Consider the following 18981-nt stretch of genomic DNA (forward strand, 5'->3'; position numbering starts at 1 on the left):
TCGTTCTATATTATAGACAGGCACTAAGCGCGCTGAGTTCACGACCCGCATTAAGATCATACGGCGTTTCCTGGTAAACGTAATAGTTCAGCCAGTTGGAGAACAGGAGATTCGCATGCGCTCTCCACGTGATCATCGGCTTCTTGCTCGGATCATCGTTCGGGTAATAATTTTTCGGGATCTCCACATCCATGCCTTTATTGACGTCGCGGTCGTACTCCCATTTCAGGGTCAGCGGATCATACTCGGAATGCCCCGTTACGAAAATTTGCTTGCCGTCCTTCGTCGCCACGATATAGATGCCGGCTTCTTCCGATTCCGATAAAATCACGAGCCGCTCATCCTTCTCGATGTCTTCACGGCGCACTTCCGTATGTCTCGACTGGGGAACGAAGAAGAACTCGTCGAACCCGCGGAGCAGCTTCACGTTTTCTTCCGTAATCATGTGCGGGAAAACACCGAACACTTTTTTGTCGACCGTGTACTTCGGCACATCGAAATGATGATAAAGTCCGGCCTGGGAAGCCCAACATATATGAAGCGTCGAAGTTACGTTGTCTACGCTCCAGTCCATGATGTTCTTCAGCTCATCCCAGTAATGAACATCCTCGAAATCCATTTGCTCAACGGGTGCCCCGGTAATGATCATTCCGTCGAATCTTTCGTCTTTGATATCTTCAAACGTTTTATAAAACATCTCCAAGTGCTCGAGAGAAGTGTTTTTAGAGGTGTGGGTTTTAGGATGCAGCAGGACAAATTCGACCTGAAGAGCCGTATTGGACAGGAGACGCAGCAGCTGGGTTTCCGTCGTTTCCTTCGTCGGCATCAGATTCAGAATCGCAATCCGCAGAGGGCGGATATCTTGATGGTAAGCAACCGTCTCATCCATCGCAAAAATATTTTCTTGGTTCAGCACTTCTTTAGCCGGAAGATTATCAGGTATTTTAATCGGCATCGGTCATTCCTCCTCGAAAGAAATTAAAACAGGCCTCTCTCAAAAAGTTGAGAAAGGCCTGTTCATCCCTATGCAACATGCTCCTCTCTCATCTCCCAGAAGCCGCTAATCATACGGCTCCCGCAAGAATTAGCACCGTGCATTGCCCCTCGGGGGTTACAATGTCGGTTGCCGGGTATCATCGGGCCAGTCCCTCCACCTACTCTTGATAAGAAAGTTTATTCAGTTATCTCCTATCTTAAAGGTTACCGGGCAAATGTCAAGTGCTTTTTGAAAAGTTGCACATAATAAACTTGCTAAGCAAAAAATGAATGTCTTCCCTAACGTTCGCAGCTTTTGGCGCATGTGTGGCGTCTCATGACGGTTGCCTCCTTGGCGCAGTCCGTATTCCGTATAAACCCTCCAAGCTGTTTGTCCGATCGTTCGCCCGAACCTCATCCCCTTCTCCGGCATAGGATAAAAAATCCCCATACTACGGGGATTAGCAGGAGAAAAGTACCAGAGTTTGATGCTTGAATCGTGGAAAATGTAGGTATATACTAGACAAGTATTCGACACGGAATGATAAAGGGGGGAACATACGGATGGACGGGGACCGACCGAGAAGTAGACGCTTTACCCGGTACGATCAAAATCGAATAGCAGCGAACCGGGGCCGGCACTCCAGCGTCCGTAGTTTCCCTACGGGCCGGAGTGCTGTGCGCCGTTTCGCATAAAGAGGTGAAACGGATGAAAACACGCCTGGTACACAAGGGCGCTTTTACGCTGGTTGATGACATTCACGAAGCGCTGACACCACCCGAATCCGGTTTTTACTGGATCGATGCGGATGTGGACGATCTGGAGCAGCTGCAGCCGCTCTTCCATCTTCACGATCTGGCCGTAGAGGATTGTCTCAGCGAAGAAGAACAGCGGCCCAAAATCGAAATTTACGACACGCACTATTTTATTGTAATCAACAGCATCCGGTTTGATGATGAAGAAATCTTTCTTCGCGCGCTCAATATTTTTCTGGGCAGGCATTTCATCATTACCGTTACGAGACAGAAAATCCAGGAGCTTCGTGCCATCAAACCCTTTCTCTGGGATGAAGAAGTTAACAGCCCGGACCGCTTCCTGTATCATCTGGTTGACCTCGTCGTTGACAACTACGTCATTGTCGGGGACCGGATCGAAGATAAGATCGAGAAGCTTGAAGAAGATATCCTGATGCACACGAAAAAATCCCATTTGAACGAAATCGTCGGACTCCGCGGGGAAATCTTGTGGCTGAAAAAAATGCTTGTGCCGCAGCGTGACGTAGTGGCGACATTAAACCGCAAAGAACTGAAGCTGATCGATAACCAGTTGCAAAAATATTTCGGCGACATTCACGAAAATGCCGTCAAAATCGTCGACACCTTCGATACGCTCCGCGATCTCATGGGCAACTTACGAGAAGCTTATCAGTCCAGCGTAGCGAACCGCGCGAACGAAATCATGCGTATTTTTACCGCACTGACCACAATCTTTATGCCACTGACCTTTATCACCGGTATTTTCGGAATGAACTTCACCGATATTCTCGGACTGCTGACTGTTCCATATGCGGATTTATTCATTTTCGGATTTATGGGTGTACTCGGGCTGTGCATGTTCCTACTCTTCCGTAAAAAAGGGTGGATTTGACTATGCAGAATGACGACGTTGACCTAACAAAGCATCGGCTTCCATTGTTCTTGACCAAGAACGAAATGGAAGCCGATGCTATTTTTGTGCCTTTTTTATTTTTTGGGTGTGCTGAGACCGCCGACATACTGGTCGTAGGCTTCGTAAATCTTGGCCGCGATCGGTGACGCCCCGTAACGGCCGTAACCGCCTTCCGGCACGATAACGGCAACGGCCAGCTTAGGATTTTGAGCGGGCGCGAAAGAAATGAACACCGCGTTATCGACAGTTCCGCCAGAAACCTGCTGCGTCGAAGTACCGGTTTTACGGGCAACGGTATACGGCAGTTTGTCGATGCCTTCCGCTCCGCTTTTCATCCCGTTGATGACCGTATCCCAATAGACTTTGGGAAGATCGACTTGATTCAGAATCTCAGGTTCATAGCCTTTGACGACCTTGCCGTCGGAATCGAGGACCTCTTCCACGAACTGCGGTTTCACCCGCTTACCTCGGCTACCAAGAGTAGCCGCAAATTGGGTAAGCTGAAGTGTGGTATATTTGCCGTTCTGACCCCAGGATGCGAAAACCATCGCTGATTGATAACTGCTCGTTTTTGCGGCCGCATCGATTTCCGACATACCGTCATACTCCCATGGGAGGCCGCTTCCGGTTGTTACTCCAAGTCCAAATTCAGCAAGCTGTTTTTCCCAGGCTTCGCCCGATTTGCGCTGATATTTATTATAAAACGGAATTCCAATTTTAGCAGACATGTATGTGTTCGATGAAACTTCTATCGCTCTTGTCGGGGAAATCATACCTGGATAATGATTATCCGAGTTGCGCACCGTACTGTTATCCTTCCCGTAAACAAAAGGAGCGTTATCATTGTAATAACTTCCCGGGGTGATTAACCCCTCCTTTAAACCGATCAAAATACTGAGCGGCTTAATGGTTGATCCCAAATATAGAATTGAAGAAGGGTGACGCTTCTGCTGGTCATCCGGAAAGTTCGGCGGTGAGTTTCGAATAGTGCCGTTGTTGACGAAATATTTAACTTGCTGATAAATTTTCGCATCCATTCCACCGGTCCACAAATTGGTGTCGTAGTCCGGCATGGAGGCCATAGCGACAACTTTACCCGTATCGACTTCCATCGCTACGGCGTAACCGGAACGGGCGTAAGGGGCTGCAAACCTTGCATAGCCGGATGGAGGGTTATGCAGCCATTTCAGCTGATCCATGATCGCCTGCTGGGCCGCAAGCTGCACGTTGGCATCGATCGTTAGCCGGAGATTCTTCCCCTTCTCCGGTTTTTCCAAGGTCCCGTTGCCGACAATTTTACCGGCCGCGTTGACCGGATAACTCTTTTTGCCCGGCTTTCCGCGCAGTTCATCTTGATACATCATTTCAAGCCCGTCAAAGCCAACCGTTTCCCGAAGCAAATAACCGTCTTCCGCTCTGCTCTTATAAAAATTAAGATTTGCGGTATCATCGTATTTTTTCAGGTAGCCTACAAGCTGGGCGGCGACTCTCCGCTGGTCATAGACTCGGATGCTCTCCTCCACAACCTCTACTCCGTGAAGTTCGTCCCGATGGGAAAGAAGATAAGCAACCTCTTCCTTGTTTAAGTTGGCTTTTATTCTTCTGGGCTCTTTATAAGGCGTTTTAGGTTTGAGTTTTTGTTTGTTGATGTCAAAATCCAGATCCATCGCTTTCATGATATCTTCCGTAGTCATCTTGGGCAGATTCTTGTCGCCAAGCTCACCCAAAATCTTTTCAAGCTTCTTGGCCGTCTCTATGATCGGATCTTGATTTTTGGTACCGCCTTCGACACGGAAATACAGGGATTCCGTGGAATTGGAAGTCGCAATCGGCATACCGTCTCTGCTCAATATATTGCCGCGTATGGGGGGAATGGCGGTATCCGTATTCATCCCATTCGTTTTTGCGACCTGAAGTTCGGGACCTTTAACGAATTGAAGGTAGGAAAGTTTAACGATAAGCACACAAAACAGGGCGAAAGTAGCGAAGAAAAAAATATTGATCCGGAGCGTAAAATGAATGCGTTTGTCCGCTTCTCTTTTGGCGGGGTCCTGCTCGGTATAAGGCGATTTCATAAGCCAGCCCTCTCTCACAATCTATACGTTCAAGTGTAGCAAAACCGCCCTTTATTTACAATTGAACGGAGCCTCCAGACTGGTTACAAAAAGGTTAAGATTTAGGGAGAGGATCGGGGACAGGCAAATCGAAATCGCCTTCTTTCCGTTAATGCAATGAACTTTCCGGATCACGGGTCAAAACTGCCTGTTTATCGCTGTCTGTTTGCCGTGTCGCGGCTACCCGGCTCTTTGCCCGCTATCCCGGTCCCTCGCCGCTTCCTCCTTCATTTTCCGCGTTTTGAATCTCAGGAGCCGCAGCCATTCATAGACGCCGTCTGCCGTCTGGGCATCAGGCAGCTGCTCCCCATACAAGCCCTGGAGGATGGGCTTCAGGTAGCGGTCTCCCATCTCGGCGAACAGACGCTCCGCTTCGGCCAGCTGCTCGGAAGGCACTTTGGCAAGCTCGCTCTCAATGCCTCCAAGCACCTCGTAGCCCTCCCGCTCCAGCTCTTCCAACAAGACAACCAGCTCCCGGGAAGTAAAAGAGAGCTCCGTCCGGATCTGTGCCAGACTGCCGCCGCCTGCCATCGCTTCCAGAAGTCTGCGCTTCCCCGACTGGCGGGCCGCTTCTTTCTGCACCCGGCGTTCCAACTGCCGGTTCATCCAGGCTTCGAACTGCGGACGGTCTGTCGCGCCCGCGACCCAATCCAGCGGAAAATCCGTCTGGCGCTGCTTGTCCCTTGTGATGCGCAGTACATCGCCGCCGTACTTCGAAGCCCGGTTCTGCCCGAAACCCGGAATATGAAGCAATTCCTCCAACGATTGCGGGCAAAAAGCGGCAATCATCTGAAGCATCCGGTTGGATGCCAAAATAAACGGAGAACGGCCTTCTTTGAAGGATTGTTCGCGTCTCCAGGCTCTTAGCTCGTCATAGACGGCTTCATCAGCGTTAAGCTCGCCGTAATATTGAAGCAGCTGCGTCATCTCCGCTTTGGCGGACAATCCCGTCTGCTCTTCCCCGATTCCCCGGAGCAGGGGTTTGTAACCTTCCGCAAGCTTAAGTTGAAGCCCCTTCCTGATGGCATGAACAAGTTCCTCCCATGAGATGCCTTCATACCAGATATCCTGGACCGGCTTGCCGTTGTCGTTCACTTCATTCCACATCGCCTGCCAGATTCCCGTCTTCTCGCCGGCAAAAAATTGAGCCTGCCTGACTTTCCCTTCATCCATTTGTTTCTCCAAAGTCGTCAAATAAATCACGTTCATACTTTTCCTCCTCTATTTTCACGTTGAATAAGGCCCGGGAACGCAAAAAGCACCTCTCCTTGTGCGTAATAAAACGCAGGTAGAGAGGTGCTTCCTCTGTGTACTGAGCTATATTCCATATTCTACCATACACGAACTGATTTTACAAGAGTCTCTCTTTCAACGAACAGTATTGCTATCCGATCAACTTTCTTTGGAAAAGGAAAGTAAAATCCCGGTCTTATCGTCCGAACGTTTGAAACGCTGCACGCTGCGGCATTCTGGATCGTCTTCCTCGAATGCATCCAGCTCGTCCACATAAGCTTCCAGCCCCGCCCCGATTACCGCGCGGACCCACTCCTCCGTGCTGCGCCGGTGCTCTTCCCGCCACGGATAAATCCCGTCCGTGACGAGCAGCAGGTGCGCCAGCCCCGAGCGGGCGATATTCCCGCTCTCCAGGTGCCGGGCCAGCGCGTCATCGCCGTTGATGACGCTGTAGCCGCCGGGCCGGTTGGCGCGCCTGCGGTTCGCCCGCAGCGCTTCCGTCACTTCCGGCGGCTGGACCCTGCGCTCCCACTCGCCGGGATATTCCCGGCGCCAGAGCGCCAGTGCGCGTTCGTCGTGGGGCTCCACGGAGTCCCGCGTCACCGCGCGCACCACGCCGTCTTCGTAGACGGCGTAAACCATGCAGTCGCCTGATTGCACCCAGGCGACGCGATCCTCGTCCACGCGCACGACGGCGTGGACGGCGCCCCACCGGCTGCCGGTGTCTTCGGAGCGCCCCTGCCCCTGCAGGCGCTCCATTTCCCCGTGCAGCCGCGCATTCGCCTCGAGCGTCGTACGCTCGAGATCGGCCTTGCCGGCGCCGGCGAAGCAGGCCGCCACAAGCGTCGACGCGATATGGCCGGCGGTGCGGCCTCGCGCGTCCCGGTACGCCGTCAGGCCCGAGACGCCGTCGATCACGCCGAACAAGCCTTCTTCGGGCGCCAGAAGCAGCGCATCCTCGTTGCACACGCCTTGCCCCTGCCGGATAACACTCTCGACCTTACATTGAAGCTGTGGCATTCCGCTTCTCCCCTTTTTTAAACATGCTTCATGCTGCGTTCGTTCACGGAAGCCTGGACCTTTGTCGGGGTCCCGACTCGTCCCGGGGTCCGTTTCGCCGGTCCGGTGTCCGATGTACAATTGGTTTATAAAGAAGGTCTCTTACGCGACCCATATTTTCATCAGTAAAAGGAGGCAGCCCGCCATGACCAAAACCACACAAGACCACCGCGTTCAGAAAAGCGTACGCATCGTTCTTTCTATCCTTCTTCTGGGCTCCAAATCCGCCCATTTTCCCGAGAAATTATAGAGATGCACCCCAGTTTTAGAGCACTCTGCCATTCATATATAACAACGCGCAACTTCCGGGTACGGGTATATAGCGCGCACCCGCTGCCCGATTTTACGGCCGGCTCGAATCTATCCCGCTTGTTTCGTTCCGTTTTTCGAAAATGTATCGCTTGCCCCTATCATACCGCAAAACGTCCGAACCGGACAAAATTCTTTCCTTCAGACAACATTCAAAAGCGGAATCATCTTTTTTCACCGCTTTCGGAACCGTTCTTGGACGCCGCGCCCCACTTCCTATATAATCGGGAGTATTAACCGGTAAATGGAGTGAACGTGATGTCCGAATTCGATTTTCTATATGACCATACCGAAGATACCTCGACCCGTTTTGTCTGCTTTGTAGGCTCGTCCCTGCACCGCTTCGATCTGGCGGTCACGAATACGAATCGTTTTTACGGCAAAAAAATGATCACCGATCTGCAATCCGGCAAAACCGCCATCATCGGTCCAGACGATTTGAATGAAGAAGGCTATCTCGAACATGTGTATAAAATCTCCGAGGAAGAAGCCGAAGAGCTCCGCTCTTTTCTTTTCCAGATCGTGGGCACTGTCAATTTCACGGATATTTGAGGCCTCCGGGGGAGAAAATGGGAAAAGACCACCGGCAGCGCTTAAACAGGCCGCCCGATCAGGAGGATTCCCATGGGTGATGAATTTTTAAAAGAAGAAAGCCGGGGCGCCGACCTGTCTACCGTCGAGTCCCAGCGGAACGATACGATCCCCGAAGAATTTCCGGAAGGTCCTTACGGCTCGTCCGTTCTAAGCGAATCTCTCGGCAAAAGCACTCCGTGGCGGGATGACCAGCGTCCAACGAACCGGTTCCGCTACGAAAACCGCGAGCTTCATTACGGAATCGAGCGGGATTACCCCGGCGACGACCAGTCGGAAGAGACACCCGGACCTTAAGGGCACTCGCACCTTACGAGGTCCTAGCGCGGTGCGCTTGGTATGACGGTTGTCGATCGTGGTCCGTTCAAAGCAAAAATCCCCGCACCGGCCTCTAAGGCTTCCGGTTGCGGGGATTTTTTTTCCAACGGGTGATCCTAAATAATCAAACTGCTCATGGAGAACGCAACGCCCACATAGATCGCGCACAGCATAATACCTACTGCCACGTTGCCTTCCTTAAGCTGCTCGGACAGTTTAATGCCCGGCGTCAGCAAGTCGAAAACGAAGTAAGTGAGAAGCAGGCAGGCGTAACCGATCGCAAACCACATCGCCATATGAAGGATCGAAGAATTCGTGTAAGCCGCGACGCCCAGAATAATGGCCGTTCCGAAAAATTTCCCGCCCAGGACCAGACCTACCGCCTTATTGCCTTTGCGGAGCTCCTCCATGTCGTTAAACGGCGTAATCCAGTTAAAAATGACCATGCCGATAACCTGTAAAGCCACAATGACGATAAAGCTGACTAAAATATTCAAGGCGATCATTCCGCCCACCCCCTGAACTTGGACATGGCCAAATCATAATTCGAGAAATCGTGCACTTCCTCAAGGACGATTTTCACGCGTTTCTTGTCTTTAATCGCCGTATAGCGCTCATCGGAAATCGGCTGTTTCACTTTATGACCCGATGGCATAGAGACAACGGCGAAGTCCCGGTGTTTATCCCCGTACTGCGTCTTGTAGACGCCGATAAGATCGACCTCGGTTTGAATTTCGGTTTTGAGCTGGCTCATGTCCGTCTTTGCCGCACTTTCGGTTTTAAATGTTTTCAGCGGTGTCCAACCCGAAAGCTTGACATCGTTCTTCCCGTCGTCTCCGGTTTTCATTTCCGCGGTCATAAAACTCAGCACCCAAACCTGATCTCCCGTTGCGAAATTGCCGTCGTTCGGCAGCATATCGTTGTTCGGCAGCAGCGTCATGTCGCCCCCGATGAGATCCCCTACTTTAGCCTGCTCGATTTTATAATCCCACGGAACTACGCTGGATTCGGTTGTAGCCCCGCCGGATGCGGTTGCGCCGCCGCTCGTGTTTTTCTTATCGGAGCATGCCCCGATTAGTCCGAAAACGAGGAGAAGGGCAAGCGCCGAGAAAATGCCGATCATGACCCGGCTCCGCTTCTTGCCTGATCCGTATCTGCTGTTCATCGCAGGTCTGCTCATTTCTGTTCAACTCCTATCGCCACAAAATGACTCGCATTGCCGGTAATCAAACCTCCGGCACGGCCCAGCAGACCGCACGGCTGTCCGTTGATGACAAACATTCCGGTAAGCAGCCGGTATTCACCATGGATGAGTGAGATTTGCGGCAAGTCCGCCCGGGCCTGATACACGTTCGTAAAAAGAGTGCTTGTATCGAAGCCGTCCTCATCCTGGATATCCATTTCGCCCGAAGCGCCGTACATCCGCACGGAGCCTCCTTCGCGGCCGAACATCGACTTGGACACGTAACTGCTTTCCAAAACCGGCTGATTGTAAGTCGGCAGCATATAACGCTCGATGGTCCGGTGCTCTTCCGGCGTAAACAACGGGGCCATCATCTCATGGAGGCCCCAGATAACGGCCTGTAATCCCTTGGATTGCAAAATTATCGCGTGTAGAGGATTAAACAGCCGCAAATGACCGTTCTCAATGGAGTACGCGAGAGCTTCCCCTCCGTCGTCCACACCCATCCACTCTTTCGGATAGAGAGCGAACATGCTTCGGATTTCCCGGTTCTCCCCGTCTTTAAGAATGCCTTCGTCCACCCACAGATCCAGACAATCCACCGGCCGGACTTGGAGTCCGCTGTGACGGATCAGCATATCGATCGTGCCCGAATCTTCCAAGTGTTTGCCGTAATCTATGCATGCGGCAGCCTCCGGCATCTCTTCCGACCAGGCTTGGCGGACGAGATCCGGCATTGCCGTATTGAGACTGTGACCGCCGTACCGGCTGCACATCCATGGAGTGACAACGGATGCCTCCACGTATCCGGTCGGGGTATCGGCATTCAGCTCCAGAAGCTTGATATCCCCTTCCTGAGATATGCTGAAGTCAAACCGCGCATAGCGGCTGAGAAGCCCCTTCGGCCCCGGTTCCAGTCCATCCAGACCGTCCCAAAGCACCTCCGGGATGCTCAGCATGTCGTACAAATCCCGGCGGCCGATAACAAACCGTGCCCCTTTATCGAAAATGTCCCACAAGAGTCTCGAAGCTTGGTTCAGCTCTTCGTAAACGCCGCGGTTCATAAGAACAAGCTGGTCGATCCAGTACTGCTCCTGCTCCAGATCGGCCCATGTAAAACCCATCCGGCCCAGCTCGGCTACATAAGCCTCGCGGTCCTTATGCGGCTGTCCGAGTACCCTGAATGTCCGGCTGTCCATCAGCTTCCGCTGGAAGAGCTGCCCGACGAGCTGAATCCGCCCGACTTGCCGCCGATGCTGCCGGACGACGAGGACGAGGATTTACTCGATGAACCGGAGGATACGGAGCCTGAAGAGCTGGATGTTCCGGATTTCGTGCTTGTGGAGCCGCTGCTCGTCGAACTCTTGCCGGTCGAAGAAGATCCTGTTGTGGACGAGCTCTTGCTCGAATTGTTCCGCGAATTAATCGTCGATTTGCTGTTAAAAGCTCCCGTTGTTTTCGAAGTTTTCGGCTTAACCGTCGAATTCGCCGTTTGTTTGTTCTGAAACTTCGTCGAATCGTACGTCGGCACCGAATAAGGCTTCTTCGTCCGATAATCGTAAGACGGCCGTGAGCTGGACCAGCCGCTCGACGAGTAGGAGCCGCCGCTGTTGAAGATCAGATGATACAGCATCAGGTCGGTCCAGTCGAGTCCGTTGTTGTACACGATCGGAGCGGTTGCTCCGGCTCCCGCCCCCGTACCGCCCGTACCTACGCCCGCGGAAGGAGTCGGTGTCGGGGTCGCTCCCGGTTTATCCAGCTGTTCCGGGAGCGGAATGTTCCAGTCCGCGCTCGGATCGAAATAAGTTTTGACATCCTCGTTGGACCATTCGATGATTTTCGGCTCGGCTGCTTGGCTCTCGGCGTAAACCGCCGGAACCAGCAGCAGGTTGGCCGCCAGCACGACGCCGAGCGACGTGTTCAGCACACGAAGCGGCTTCGGGGTACGCGTCCTGCGGGAGGCACGCGCCTGCGCCGCTTTCTCCGCGTCAACCGCACGTGCGGCAAGCACCGCTTCGGGTGAGCCTGCTTCTGGCGCACCCGCCGCTTCCGCTGCAACCGCTTCCGAAGCATTCTCGCCCGCTGTAGCGTTGAAGTTTGCATTCTCTTCCGTATCGTTAAGCCCGCCTGCGCTGTTGTTCAGATTGTCGTTCATTGCAAGTCCCTCCAATTCTGACTTCTTACTCACTCGCTTGCTTATTAATTGGCAGTACCAGCACTTCCAGTTTCTGATTTTCTACATCGAGCCTACCTTCGATCATTTCGTACTCTTTGCCCCCGACATACAGAAAATTGGCATGCTCCATCATCGCCAACATCGTCGCATTCCAATTACGCTCATCAATCGTCTTCAATTCGCCGTTTTCCAATTTTTCAATAATCAATACGTTAGCTTCCATCGTTTTCATCCTTTCAAAATGCAGTTAGGAAATTATCATGCTATTTCTAACGTTTGAGCGGCGATTTTGTTTCATTTTTTTCCGAAATGCTGTAAACAGCTCACTCCCTAACATACCAAAAACATGAAATGGTGGGAACCCTTTTGCGACATTTTAATAAGAAGAAAGGGCGGATTAACAAGCAAAAAGCGATCCGCCGGCCGCAGCCGAACGAATCGCCTTCCAATTCCAAAAGGGCCGGCAAGCCGGACTGCAGGTGATGTACCGTTACACGTTCCCTTTCATTTCTCTTACAAAAAAGCCGGCTGGCCGACCAGTTTGGCCAATCCCTTGAACTCCAGCTCCTCGAACTTCGTGAGCACCCGTTCGTGATCGATGGCCCAGCAGCACTCCTCCAGCGCACAGGCGACGGGAACCTTGAGGAAAATCGTCGCCAGCTCCCTGGACAGATGCAGCATATCGAGCTGCGCCTCGATCTTCGCCCGGACTCCTTTCGGCAGCTCGGACAGATTCTCGAGAATGCCTTCGATGGTGCCGTACTGCTGAATAAGCTTCAGCGCCGTTTTCTCTCCGATGCCTTTTACGCCCGGATAGTTATCGCTGGTGTCGCCCATCAATCCTTTCAGATCAATGATCTGGGCGGCTGACAGATTCCGCTCCTCCAACAGCAGGTCCGGCGTATAAACGGCGTAGTTGCCGTGGCCTTTTTTCATAATAATGACGCTTACGCTGTCGTCCACGAGCTGAAGCAGATCGTGGTCCCCGGTCAGGATGAACACATCCGCCGAATCTTTGTACGCTTGCGCCAACGTTCCGATGCAGTCGTCCGCTTCATAGCCGCTCATCCCCACATTCGGCACTCCGAAGCTGTCCACCACTTCTTTGACAAGGTCAAATTGGGGAATTAAGTCCTCGGGCGCAGCGGCCCGGTTAGCCTTGTAATCCGTGAACTGCTCGGTACGGAACGTTTTGGCGCCCATGTCCCAGCATACGATGACGTGCGACGGCGAAAAGGTCTGGACGGCGTCCCAGAAATACCGCACGAAGCCGTACACGGCATTCGTCGGCACTCCCGCGCTCGTCCGTTTAATATATCCGGTCACAGCCGATGCGTAGTAAGCCCGGAAAAGCAGCGCCATTCCGTCCACCAGCAGGACTGCAGGTCTGGTTTGTGTCACAAATATCTCTCCCATCATGGGCCGAACCCTGATTCTTCCCCTCTATTATATCACACGGGGGCAAGCCTTCCTTTACAAGAAACGGTTGATAGAGGGGACAATTGTTTCCATGTTTTCAGAAAAAGTTCCAACCCGGCAGCCAGCGCAGCCATCCGGTGTACGAATCATCCACGACCAGACCCGAAAGCAGCGGATAAAAGACCGCGAACAGCACGGCTGCGCCGGCCAGATACACGTAAATCCATCGCTTCAGCTTCGGCCTGGTCTCAATAAGGTGCCGGAGGAAGAAGGTAATCATCAGAATCATAAACGGGACCATGGCAAAATAATGGTAAATAAATGTCAGCCTCGGCACAAGCATCCAGGGCAGGTACTGGGATGCGTACGCAATCAGCAAGAACCGGAGCGGCTTGTTTTTCGTTTTAACGGCGGCCCATAGGGCAAGCAGGACGCAGATAAGCCCCGGCCACCAGACGAGAGGATTGCCGAACGATACGATGCTCGACATACTGCCCGGCGGAACGAACTCCCCTTTGTAGTACCAGATCGGCCTGAGCATCAGAGGCCATTCCCACCAGCTTGAAGAGAACGGATGGGTCGCGACCAACCCGCTGTGATAACTGTACATATGCTGCTGGTACGTGATCACATCGGCAAATCCGTGCCCCGGACCCGGCACCAGCATAAACGGAATATAGGACGCGGCATAAATGGCGGCCGGAATAAGTACATAGAAGACCACGCAGAAAAGCAGCGTGTACACCGTATTCCGCGGAAATTTACGAACGATGCTCCGCCACTTTTCCCGGTCGTCGTCGCTGCTCTCCGAGGTATGAAAACGCTCGAATACGCCCGGAATACGCGGCTGCCCGGTCTCACCGGAAACGGCGGATACGCCTGACCCTGACGCATCGGCCGTTTCCGCCGGTCCTCCCCCGCTCGATACCCTACCCGGCCCCTCCGCCGTGGATGCCTCACGGCTCCACTCGGCAAGACTGCGGCGCGCCTGCCTATACTCGCCGAACCGCTCCCAGAGCGACAGGGCGAGCATCACGGCAAGACCCGCTCCGCCGTAGATCACAATCCACTTGGAGGCGGCGCCGATGCCGAACGTGACGCCCGCAAGCCCGAGCGGAAGCAGCGTTTTGCGAAGCGGTACGTCATAAAAGCTCAGCGTCGTATAGCGGTACATGAAGGCAAACATCAGCATGATAAAAAATACGCCGTACACGTCGATGGTAGAAATCCGCGTCTGGGCAAAGTGCATAAAATCGACGGCGAATAGGAACGTCGCCATTGCCGCATACTCCGTCCGGCCGAACAAACGCTTCGCCATCACGTACATGAGCGGCAGCATCGCGACGCCGAACAGCGTGCCGACAATGCGCCAGCCGAACGGGTTCATTCCGAACAGGGCGATACCCGCCGAGATCAGAATTTTGCCCAGAGGCGGATGCGTGCTCTCATAAGGCTCGATCCGGTGCAGATGCTCGTAAGCCGTCCGGGCGTGATAGATTTCGTCGAAATAAGTCCCGTCTTTATAGCCGGGTGCGGACGGTACAATCGCCTGCTCGTCGAATACTTTCCGGTGTTCCCCGGAATTTTGCGGATCGTCTCCCGGCAGAACGCTGACCGGCAGAGGCGTGTCAGACATTCCGTCGAAGAAGGCCGCCTCATGCAGAGCGAACCCGGTAGCGAGCGGCGTGATCTTCACATACCGGGCATTCCGGTCCGTCTTCACGACGTTCCAGGTAAACACCTTGGTATAATCCGATTTCACGTCGATCGGATCATTCCAGGTGATACCGTCCAAGGAGAATTCATACCGGAATTCGCCTTCTCCGGCGCCGGCAAAATCATGGATGCGCGTCAGTTGCTTCGTCGCGCCGAGATCGGCGACGACCGTATCCGTCTGACTCGCAGGCTTCCAGAACGTCTGGGGCGCGTCGAACGACCCCAGGTTGACCAGCGCGATCACCGCGTAGACTGCGGTGATTCCGCCCATCAGCCAGCCGTCCTTCTTCGTCAGAAGCGGCTGTCTGGCGGCCACGGCTCCGTCCCGGTCCCACACGACGGAACCGCGGTTCATTAAGCCGGCGAAGAGCCCCTTCCCGGCGTCGGCACCGGCTTGAGGCCGGGTATCCGCACCGGCGGATTTGTTTGCCCATGTGCGTGCAGCCTGCCACGCCATCACGAACAGAATCACGTTCAGCAGGGACACCAGCATGAGAACCGGATCGTGTTTGGGGATATGGAACACCCCCTTCGTGCTTTTCCAGAGCACATAGCCCACATTGGCGAAATGCGTCACGGAAAAACCGGCGAACAGCACGAGCAGCCTCCGGTCCTTCGACCGCAAATAAGCGGCCAGCAGCAGGAGCAGCCCGTAGAACAAATACCGTTCGTGCATTTTGGTCATCAGCATAAACGCGCTTGCGGCGAACAAGAAACCCGCGTACAAGCCTGCTCCCTTTCTGCCCATGTTTTTGGCGAAGAAGGCCAGAACGAACAGGAGCGACAGCACAAACAACAGCGTCCCCCAGGCCCCGTAGGTCAAAGAGAAGAGGCGGCCGTCAACAGACTCGAAATTGCCGCCGAGCAGCGCCAGCAAGTTGAAGGCATTCAGCGAAGCGTACGGATATGAAGCCAGCGTGCCGAAATACAGCTTGGGCAGCCAAAGCGGCTCCATCTTCCAGGCGAAAGGCAGGGCCGGCAGCAGAAAGGCGGCCGCTCCGGCGGCTGCGCTGACCGCAAGCTCCCGTCCGAACCCCTTATGCCGGACCCGCCAGAGCAGAGCCAGCAGGAAGAACGGGCCGAACAGCAGGCCCTGCGGTTTAAGCAGAACCGCCAGCCCTAGGTAAACCGCCGCTGCCGGGAACTTTTTGTCCTCCACGCGCAGCAGGGACAGAAGAACGAAAAGCATAAACAGCGAATCCACCTGGCCCCAGGCCGCCGAATTGACCCACACGGCCGGATTCAGCATATACAGCGAAGCCAGCACGGCGGCCTGCCGTACATTTACGGACCGCAGAGCCAGCCGGTACAGAAGAACCGAAGCCAGCAGATCCGCCAGCATTGGAGGTGTTTTCAGCAGGACCAGAGACAGTCCCGTTCCCCATCCGATCCCGAACAGATGATGGGCGGCGCCGATAAGGTACAGGATATACATATACCCCGGCGGGTAATCCAGAAAATAGCCCGGATCGGTATAAAGATTTCCGAATCCGACCGTAAACGCCCGGTCCGCCCACGCCATAAACGTGCGAACATCGGCGTCGTAGCCAAAAACATTCGGAGCCACGAGAAAGCGGATGAGAACGGCTGCCGCCAGCGCCAAAGCGAAAATAGCGTGCCGAACATTCGCCTCCTTGGGCATCGTTTCCCCGATTTGCATGCGTTCACTCCCTTACATCTTTGTAAAATCCAGCGTATTTCTTCCTATTATGGAGGAACGGTCCCTTGGTTGGCAAACACATTTACCTCCGGTGCCTTCGCGCCCCCTGACGACTCCGCACCTCCCCTACCGGTTTCCGTCCGCAAGCACACCAAAAAACCGGATCTCGGAACATCGCCCGCAGGCAGACGTCTTCCGATCCGGTTGTTCGTTTACTCGTTGTCCCTCTAAGCCAGCTCGGCCGATTTCAACCCGTCCGGCTCGATGCCTTCCAGGAAAAAGCTTACGAGCTTGCCGTGCTTGCGCAGAGACTTTTCATGAATAAGATTTAATTTGCCGTTATCCAGCGAGCCGAAAATATAAACCAGCTCTTCATTGCCGTGCGACCAGTCGAAGCCTTCGAGAATCCGCAGGCACGACGTCCATTCCGGATTGTACACTCCGTCACGGAACAGAAACTGGTTCGCATACAGCGCGATGCTTTCCTGCATAACCCGGTTGGCGGAAGTGACCTGGACAAGCCCGGGCTGCTCCGGCATCATCGGCAGAATCGTGTTATAGAACTGGTGCAAAATTTCCACGTACGTGGCCGTTTCCTTGCGGATTTTGCGCTGCAGCTCGTAAGACGACTGCATTTTGCCCGAAAAGAGCATGACCGCCGTCGAATACATCCACGACAGGCACGTGAAATTCCGGTTGAAGGCCGTCAAATTGCTGCGCTTCTCCACGCCAGCCTCTTTCAACAGCATGTTATGGTCGACAACCTGCTGGATCACGAGATTGAGCGGATCGACAGAGTCGAACGAATGCCCGAGCTCCTTGCTCACGAGCTGCACCTTCGAGTTGATGTCCCCGAAAAGCTGCTGCTCTTCCACCTCGTTAAGCCCGATGTAAATTTGTACGGCCAGCTCGCTTTCCATCAGCCCCAGCCGCCGGGCTTCCATCTGCTCCAGCAGTCCGTTTACTTGAGCGATTTCGTCGGCCAGCTCCCGGTTGTCCGTTTCTTTGCGGTGCCGCACTCGCAGGGAAGCCAGTTTGCGCTCGGTGCGCTTCACTTCCTTCTGCATCTGTTCATTGACGAATCCCAGAGCCAGAATCCGGTGCTGTCCGTCGATAATACTTAGCTTGGACCCGTGCCGCAGATACAGCTCCTCGCTCGTGCGGGTAAGCTGGCTCACATCGCGAAGCGATAGCGTGACCGGACCGAAAAAGACCTGATCGAGCTCGCGCTCCTGGAGATAGTTCGAGATTTTACGGCGCTGCATCTTGCTCAGCTTGCGCTGTACAATCGCATCAATCATCGTATAGTTGAGCAGATCCTGCACCTTAAGGGCTACAGTCGCGAGACCGAAACGTTCGCAGAACGGGTGAATCGTCATTCGCAGGCATAATCCATCCATCAGCCGACATCCTCCTTATCGCTGATCAGGAACAGATGCTGCTCCTGGTAGAACGAGCGGATATATTGATAGGCCTTCATAATCCGCGAACGGCGCGGAAGCCGGTCTTTCTCGTCTCCGCTGAAAATGGCGTTCCAGTCGATATGAGGCAGGATTTTCGTGGCGTATTCCAGCGCGTAGCGGTTGAACTTCGCGCTTTTGGTCGCCTCCTCGTGGAAAAAGAGCGCAAGCGCGATTTGAATGTTCTCCGACCAGGCGGGCTCGCCCTTTACCGGCTCCGGCAAATATTTCAGCAGCTGCTGGAAGTAAAAGGAACTGATCGACAGATGATCCGTTACTTCTTCTTCCTCATAATGGTAGCCGTTATTGCGAGCGCCGGACTTCATCCGTCCTTCGAACAGGGCAACCAGAATTTCGATCAGAAGGTGATACGTGAACAGGAATTCCGGCGCTTTTCCCCGCTCGGAAAACATATCGACCGGGATGTGCTGCATCACCGGAGCCTTCTCAACGAGCTGCGAGGCGGTCACGTGGTAGAAACGACGCTGGTCCCGGAGAACGGCCAGATTTCCGCCGATTTTGCGCGGAAGCTTGTTAATGTCCGAGAACAACTGGCGTTCCTGGCGCGCGTCGATGTCCAGATAGATCATCGTCGAAACCGGGAATGCGTACAGACGGCTCAGTTTTTCCGTGATTACTTCCATCCGGTCGTATTCCCTGCGGTCTTTGGCGCGCGCCATCTGGCTTTGAAGCGTTTCCATCAAACGCTGGAAGGCCGCCAGCCTATGCTGTCCGTCGACGACATACAGCTTTTCAATCGGCTGAAGTTGGAACACGTGCTGCTCGGAATCGTAGCTGCCGGCTCCCCTTGCCGAGAAAATAACACCCGGGAAATAAATCGGCTGATGATTATCCAGATACAGCGAAACATAATCCATCAGCTTGCTGAGATTGCGCGGAATGATAGCACGCTGAACTTCCAGATCCACCTCGTAAATAGAAAAAAGCTTGCTAATAGGCAAAGTTGTCGAAAGCGTCGCTTGTCCAAAAGTTTGGCCGAGCACACCCGGAATTTCCACAAGGGAAGAAGGCTTCTGTTGGGACAGCAGCTCGGACAGTGAAAAGATAGAATCCATAATTAACTCCTTTCAACCCTGTT

16 protein-coding genes and 1 riboswitch are annotated in these 18981 nt (G+C 53.7%); of the genes, 3 read left to right on the forward strand and 13 right to left on the reverse strand.

Annotation, left to right across the window (positions count from 1 at the left end; genetic code table 11):
* Positions 1-10 precede the first annotated feature (10 nt).
* Positions 11-955 carry a homoserine O-acetyltransferase MetA gene (gene metA / locus KVT34_RS14825; protein ID WP_217559532.1) on the reverse strand — a complete coding sequence of 315 codons (945 nt, stop codon included), beginning with the start codon at positions 953-955 and terminating at the stop codon, positions 11-13.
* A gap of 85 nt (positions 956-1040) precedes the next feature.
* A riboswitch (SAM riboswitch) is annotated at positions 1041-1170 on the reverse strand.
* A gap of 514 nt (positions 1171-1684) precedes the next feature.
* Between metA and corA the strand changes: the two genes are divergently transcribed.
* A complete protein-coding gene (gene corA, locus KVT34_RS14830) occupies positions 1685-2623 on the forward strand; it encodes a magnesium/cobalt transporter CorA (RefSeq protein ID WP_042229365.1) in 939 nt (312 codons plus the stop codon).
* A gap of 95 nt (positions 2624-2718) precedes the next feature.
* Here corA and KVT34_RS14835 read toward each other — a convergent pair whose 3' ends face one another.
* The 3 genes from KVT34_RS14835 to KVT34_RS14845 form a co-directional block, all read right to left on the reverse strand.
* On the reverse strand, positions 2719-4719 hold the full coding sequence (locus KVT34_RS14835; protein ID WP_217559533.1) for a peptidoglycan D,D-transpeptidase FtsI family protein: 2001 nt from the start codon (positions 4717-4719) through the stop codon (positions 2719-2721).
* 219 nt (positions 4720-4938) lie between these two features.
* Positions 4939-5967 carry an HRDC domain-containing protein gene (locus tag KVT34_RS14840; RefSeq protein WP_217559534.1) on the reverse strand — a complete coding sequence of 343 codons (1029 nt, stop codon included), beginning with the start codon at positions 5965-5967 and terminating at the stop codon, positions 4939-4941.
* Positions 5968-6150: 183 nt separating this feature from the next.
* The gene (locus tag KVT34_RS14845) at positions 6151-7011 is read right to left on the reverse strand and encodes a protein phosphatase 2C domain-containing protein (protein ID WP_217559535.1); all 861 of its coding nucleotides are present in this window, start codon (positions 7009-7011) and stop codon (positions 6151-6153) included.
* A gap of 606 nt (positions 7012-7617) precedes the next feature.
* Between KVT34_RS14845 and KVT34_RS14850 the strand changes: the two genes are divergently transcribed.
* Together KVT34_RS14850 and KVT34_RS14855 are read left to right on the forward strand one after the other, a co-directional pair.
* Entirely contained in the window at positions 7618-7911 is a 294-nt protein-coding gene (locus KVT34_RS14850) for a DUF3055 domain-containing protein (protein WP_042229373.1), read from the forward strand.
* A gap of 72 nt (positions 7912-7983) precedes the next feature.
* Positions 7984-8247: a hypothetical protein gene (locus KVT34_RS14855; protein ID WP_042229375.1), complete on the forward strand. Its 264-nt coding sequence runs from the start codon at positions 7984-7986 to the stop codon at positions 8245-8247.
* Positions 8248-8384: 137 nt separating this feature from the next.
* On the opposite strand, the gene KVT34_RS14860 is transcribed toward KVT34_RS14855, so the two are convergent.
* From KVT34_RS14860 to KVT34_RS14900, 9 genes are all read right to left on the reverse strand, one after another.
* Complete coding sequence (locus tag KVT34_RS14860; RefSeq protein ID WP_217559536.1) at positions 8385-8774, reverse strand: DUF350 domain-containing protein; 390 nt, start codon at positions 8772-8774, stop codon at positions 8385-8387.
* The gene (locus tag KVT34_RS14865; RefSeq protein WP_217559538.1) at positions 8771-9448 is read right to left on the reverse strand and encodes a hypothetical protein; all 678 of its coding nucleotides are present in this window, start codon (positions 9446-9448) and stop codon (positions 8771-8773) included. Before KVT34_RS14865 ends, KVT34_RS14860 begins: the two co-directional genes overlap by 4 nt.
* Positions 9445-10650, reverse strand: a complete 1206-nt coding sequence (locus KVT34_RS14870) for a glutathionylspermidine synthase family protein (RefSeq protein WP_217559540.1) — start codon at positions 10648-10650, stop codon at positions 9445-9447. The genes KVT34_RS14865 and KVT34_RS14870 overlap by 4 nt, the downstream gene beginning before the upstream one ends.
* Positions 10650-11606: a hypothetical protein gene (locus tag KVT34_RS14875; RefSeq protein WP_217559542.1), complete on the reverse strand. Its 957-nt coding sequence runs from the start codon at positions 11604-11606 to the stop codon at positions 10650-10652. The genes KVT34_RS14870 and KVT34_RS14875 overlap by 1 nt, the downstream gene beginning before the upstream one ends.
* A 25-nt stretch (positions 11607-11631) precedes the next feature.
* Positions 11632-11850, reverse strand: coding sequence for a hypothetical protein (locus tag KVT34_RS14880; protein ID WP_042229387.1), 219 nt, complete (start codon positions 11848-11850; stop codon positions 11632-11634).
* A 290-nt stretch (positions 11851-12140) separates the two neighbouring features.
* Positions 12141-13046 carry a 5'-3' exonuclease gene (locus tag KVT34_RS14885; protein WP_217559544.1) on the reverse strand — a complete coding sequence of 302 codons (906 nt, stop codon included), beginning with the start codon at positions 13044-13046 and terminating at the stop codon, positions 12141-12143.
* 97 nt (positions 13047-13143) lie between these two features.
* Complete coding sequence (locus KVT34_RS14890; protein WP_217559546.1) at positions 13144-16422, reverse strand: glycosyltransferase family 39 protein; 3279 nt, start codon at positions 16420-16422, stop codon at positions 13144-13146.
* 227 nt (positions 16423-16649) lie between these two features.
* Positions 16650-17822: a DNA sulfur modification protein DndB gene (locus KVT34_RS14895; protein ID WP_217559547.1), complete on the reverse strand. Its 1173-nt coding sequence runs from the start codon at positions 17820-17822 to the stop codon at positions 16650-16652.
* The gene (locus KVT34_RS14900) at positions 17822-18958 is read right to left on the reverse strand and encodes a DNA sulfur modification protein DndB (RefSeq protein ID WP_042229398.1); all 1137 of its coding nucleotides are present in this window, start codon (positions 18956-18958) and stop codon (positions 17822-17824) included. The genes KVT34_RS14895 and KVT34_RS14900 overlap by 1 nt, the downstream gene beginning before the upstream one ends.
* Positions 18959-18981: the final 23 nt, after the last annotated feature.

It is taken from the genome of Paenibacillus sp. GbtcB18 (assembly GCF_019091125.1).
Lineage (GTDB): Bacteria > Bacillota > Bacilli > Paenibacillales > NBRC-103111 > Paenibacillus_F > Paenibacillus_F chitinolyticus.

Excerpts from the sequence above, each read along its gene's own strand:
- KVT34_RS14875 (WP_217559542.1), bottom strand. The coding sequence starts at position 11,606 with ATGAACGACAATCTGAACAACAGCGCAGGCGGGCTTAACGATACGGAA.
- KVT34_RS14885 (WP_217559544.1), bottom strand. The coding sequence starts at position 13,046 with ATGATGGGAGAGATATTTGTGACACAAACCAGACCTGCAGTCCTGCTG.
- KVT34_RS14840 (WP_217559534.1), bottom strand. The coding sequence starts at position 5,967 with ATGAACGTGATTTATTTGACGACTTTGGAGAAACAAATGGATGAAGGG.
- KVT34_RS14850 (WP_042229373.1), top strand. The coding sequence starts at position 7,618 with ATGTCCGAATTCGATTTTCTATATGACCATACCGAAGATACCTCGACC.
- KVT34_RS14860 (WP_217559536.1), bottom strand. The coding sequence starts at position 8,774 with ATGATCGCCTTGAATATTTTAGTCAGCTTTATCGTCATTGTGGCTTTA.
- KVT34_RS14855 (WP_042229375.1), top strand. The coding sequence starts at position 7,984 with ATGGGTGATGAATTTTTAAAAGAAGAAAGCCGGGGCGCCGACCTGTCT.
- KVT34_RS14865 (WP_217559538.1), bottom strand. The coding sequence starts at position 9,448 with ATGAGCAGACCTGCGATGAACAGCAGATACGGATCAGGCAAGAAGCGG.
- KVT34_RS14845 (WP_217559535.1), bottom strand. The coding sequence starts at position 7,011 with ATGCCACAGCTTCAATGTAAGGTCGAGAGTGTTATCCGGCAGGGGCAA.
- metA (WP_217559532.1), bottom strand. The coding sequence starts at position 955 with ATGCCGATTAAAATACCTGATAATCTTCCGGCTAAAGAAGTGCTGAAC.
- KVT34_RS14880 (WP_042229387.1), bottom strand. The coding sequence starts at position 11,850 with ATGGAAGCTAACGTATTGATTATTGAAAAATTGGAAAACGGCGAATTG.
- corA (WP_042229365.1), top strand. The coding sequence starts at position 1,685 with ATGAAAACACGCCTGGTACACAAGGGCGCTTTTACGCTGGTTGATGAC.
- KVT34_RS14870 (WP_217559540.1), bottom strand. The coding sequence starts at position 10,650 with ATGGACAGCCGGACATTCAGGGTACTCGGACAGCCGCATAAGGACCGC.
- KVT34_RS14835 (WP_217559533.1), bottom strand. The coding sequence starts at position 4,719 with ATGAAATCGCCTTATACCGAGCAGGACCCCGCCAAAAGAGAAGCGGAC.
- KVT34_RS14890 (WP_217559546.1), bottom strand. The coding sequence starts at position 16,422 with ATGCAAATCGGGGAAACGATGCCCAAGGAGGCGAATGTTCGGCACGCT.
- KVT34_RS14900 (WP_042229398.1), bottom strand. The coding sequence starts at position 18,958 with ATGGATTCTATCTTTTCACTGTCCGAGCTGCTGTCCCAACAGAAGCCT.
- KVT34_RS14895 (WP_217559547.1), bottom strand. The coding sequence starts at position 17,822 with ATGGATGGATTATGCCTGCGAATGACGATTCACCCGTTCTGCGAACGT.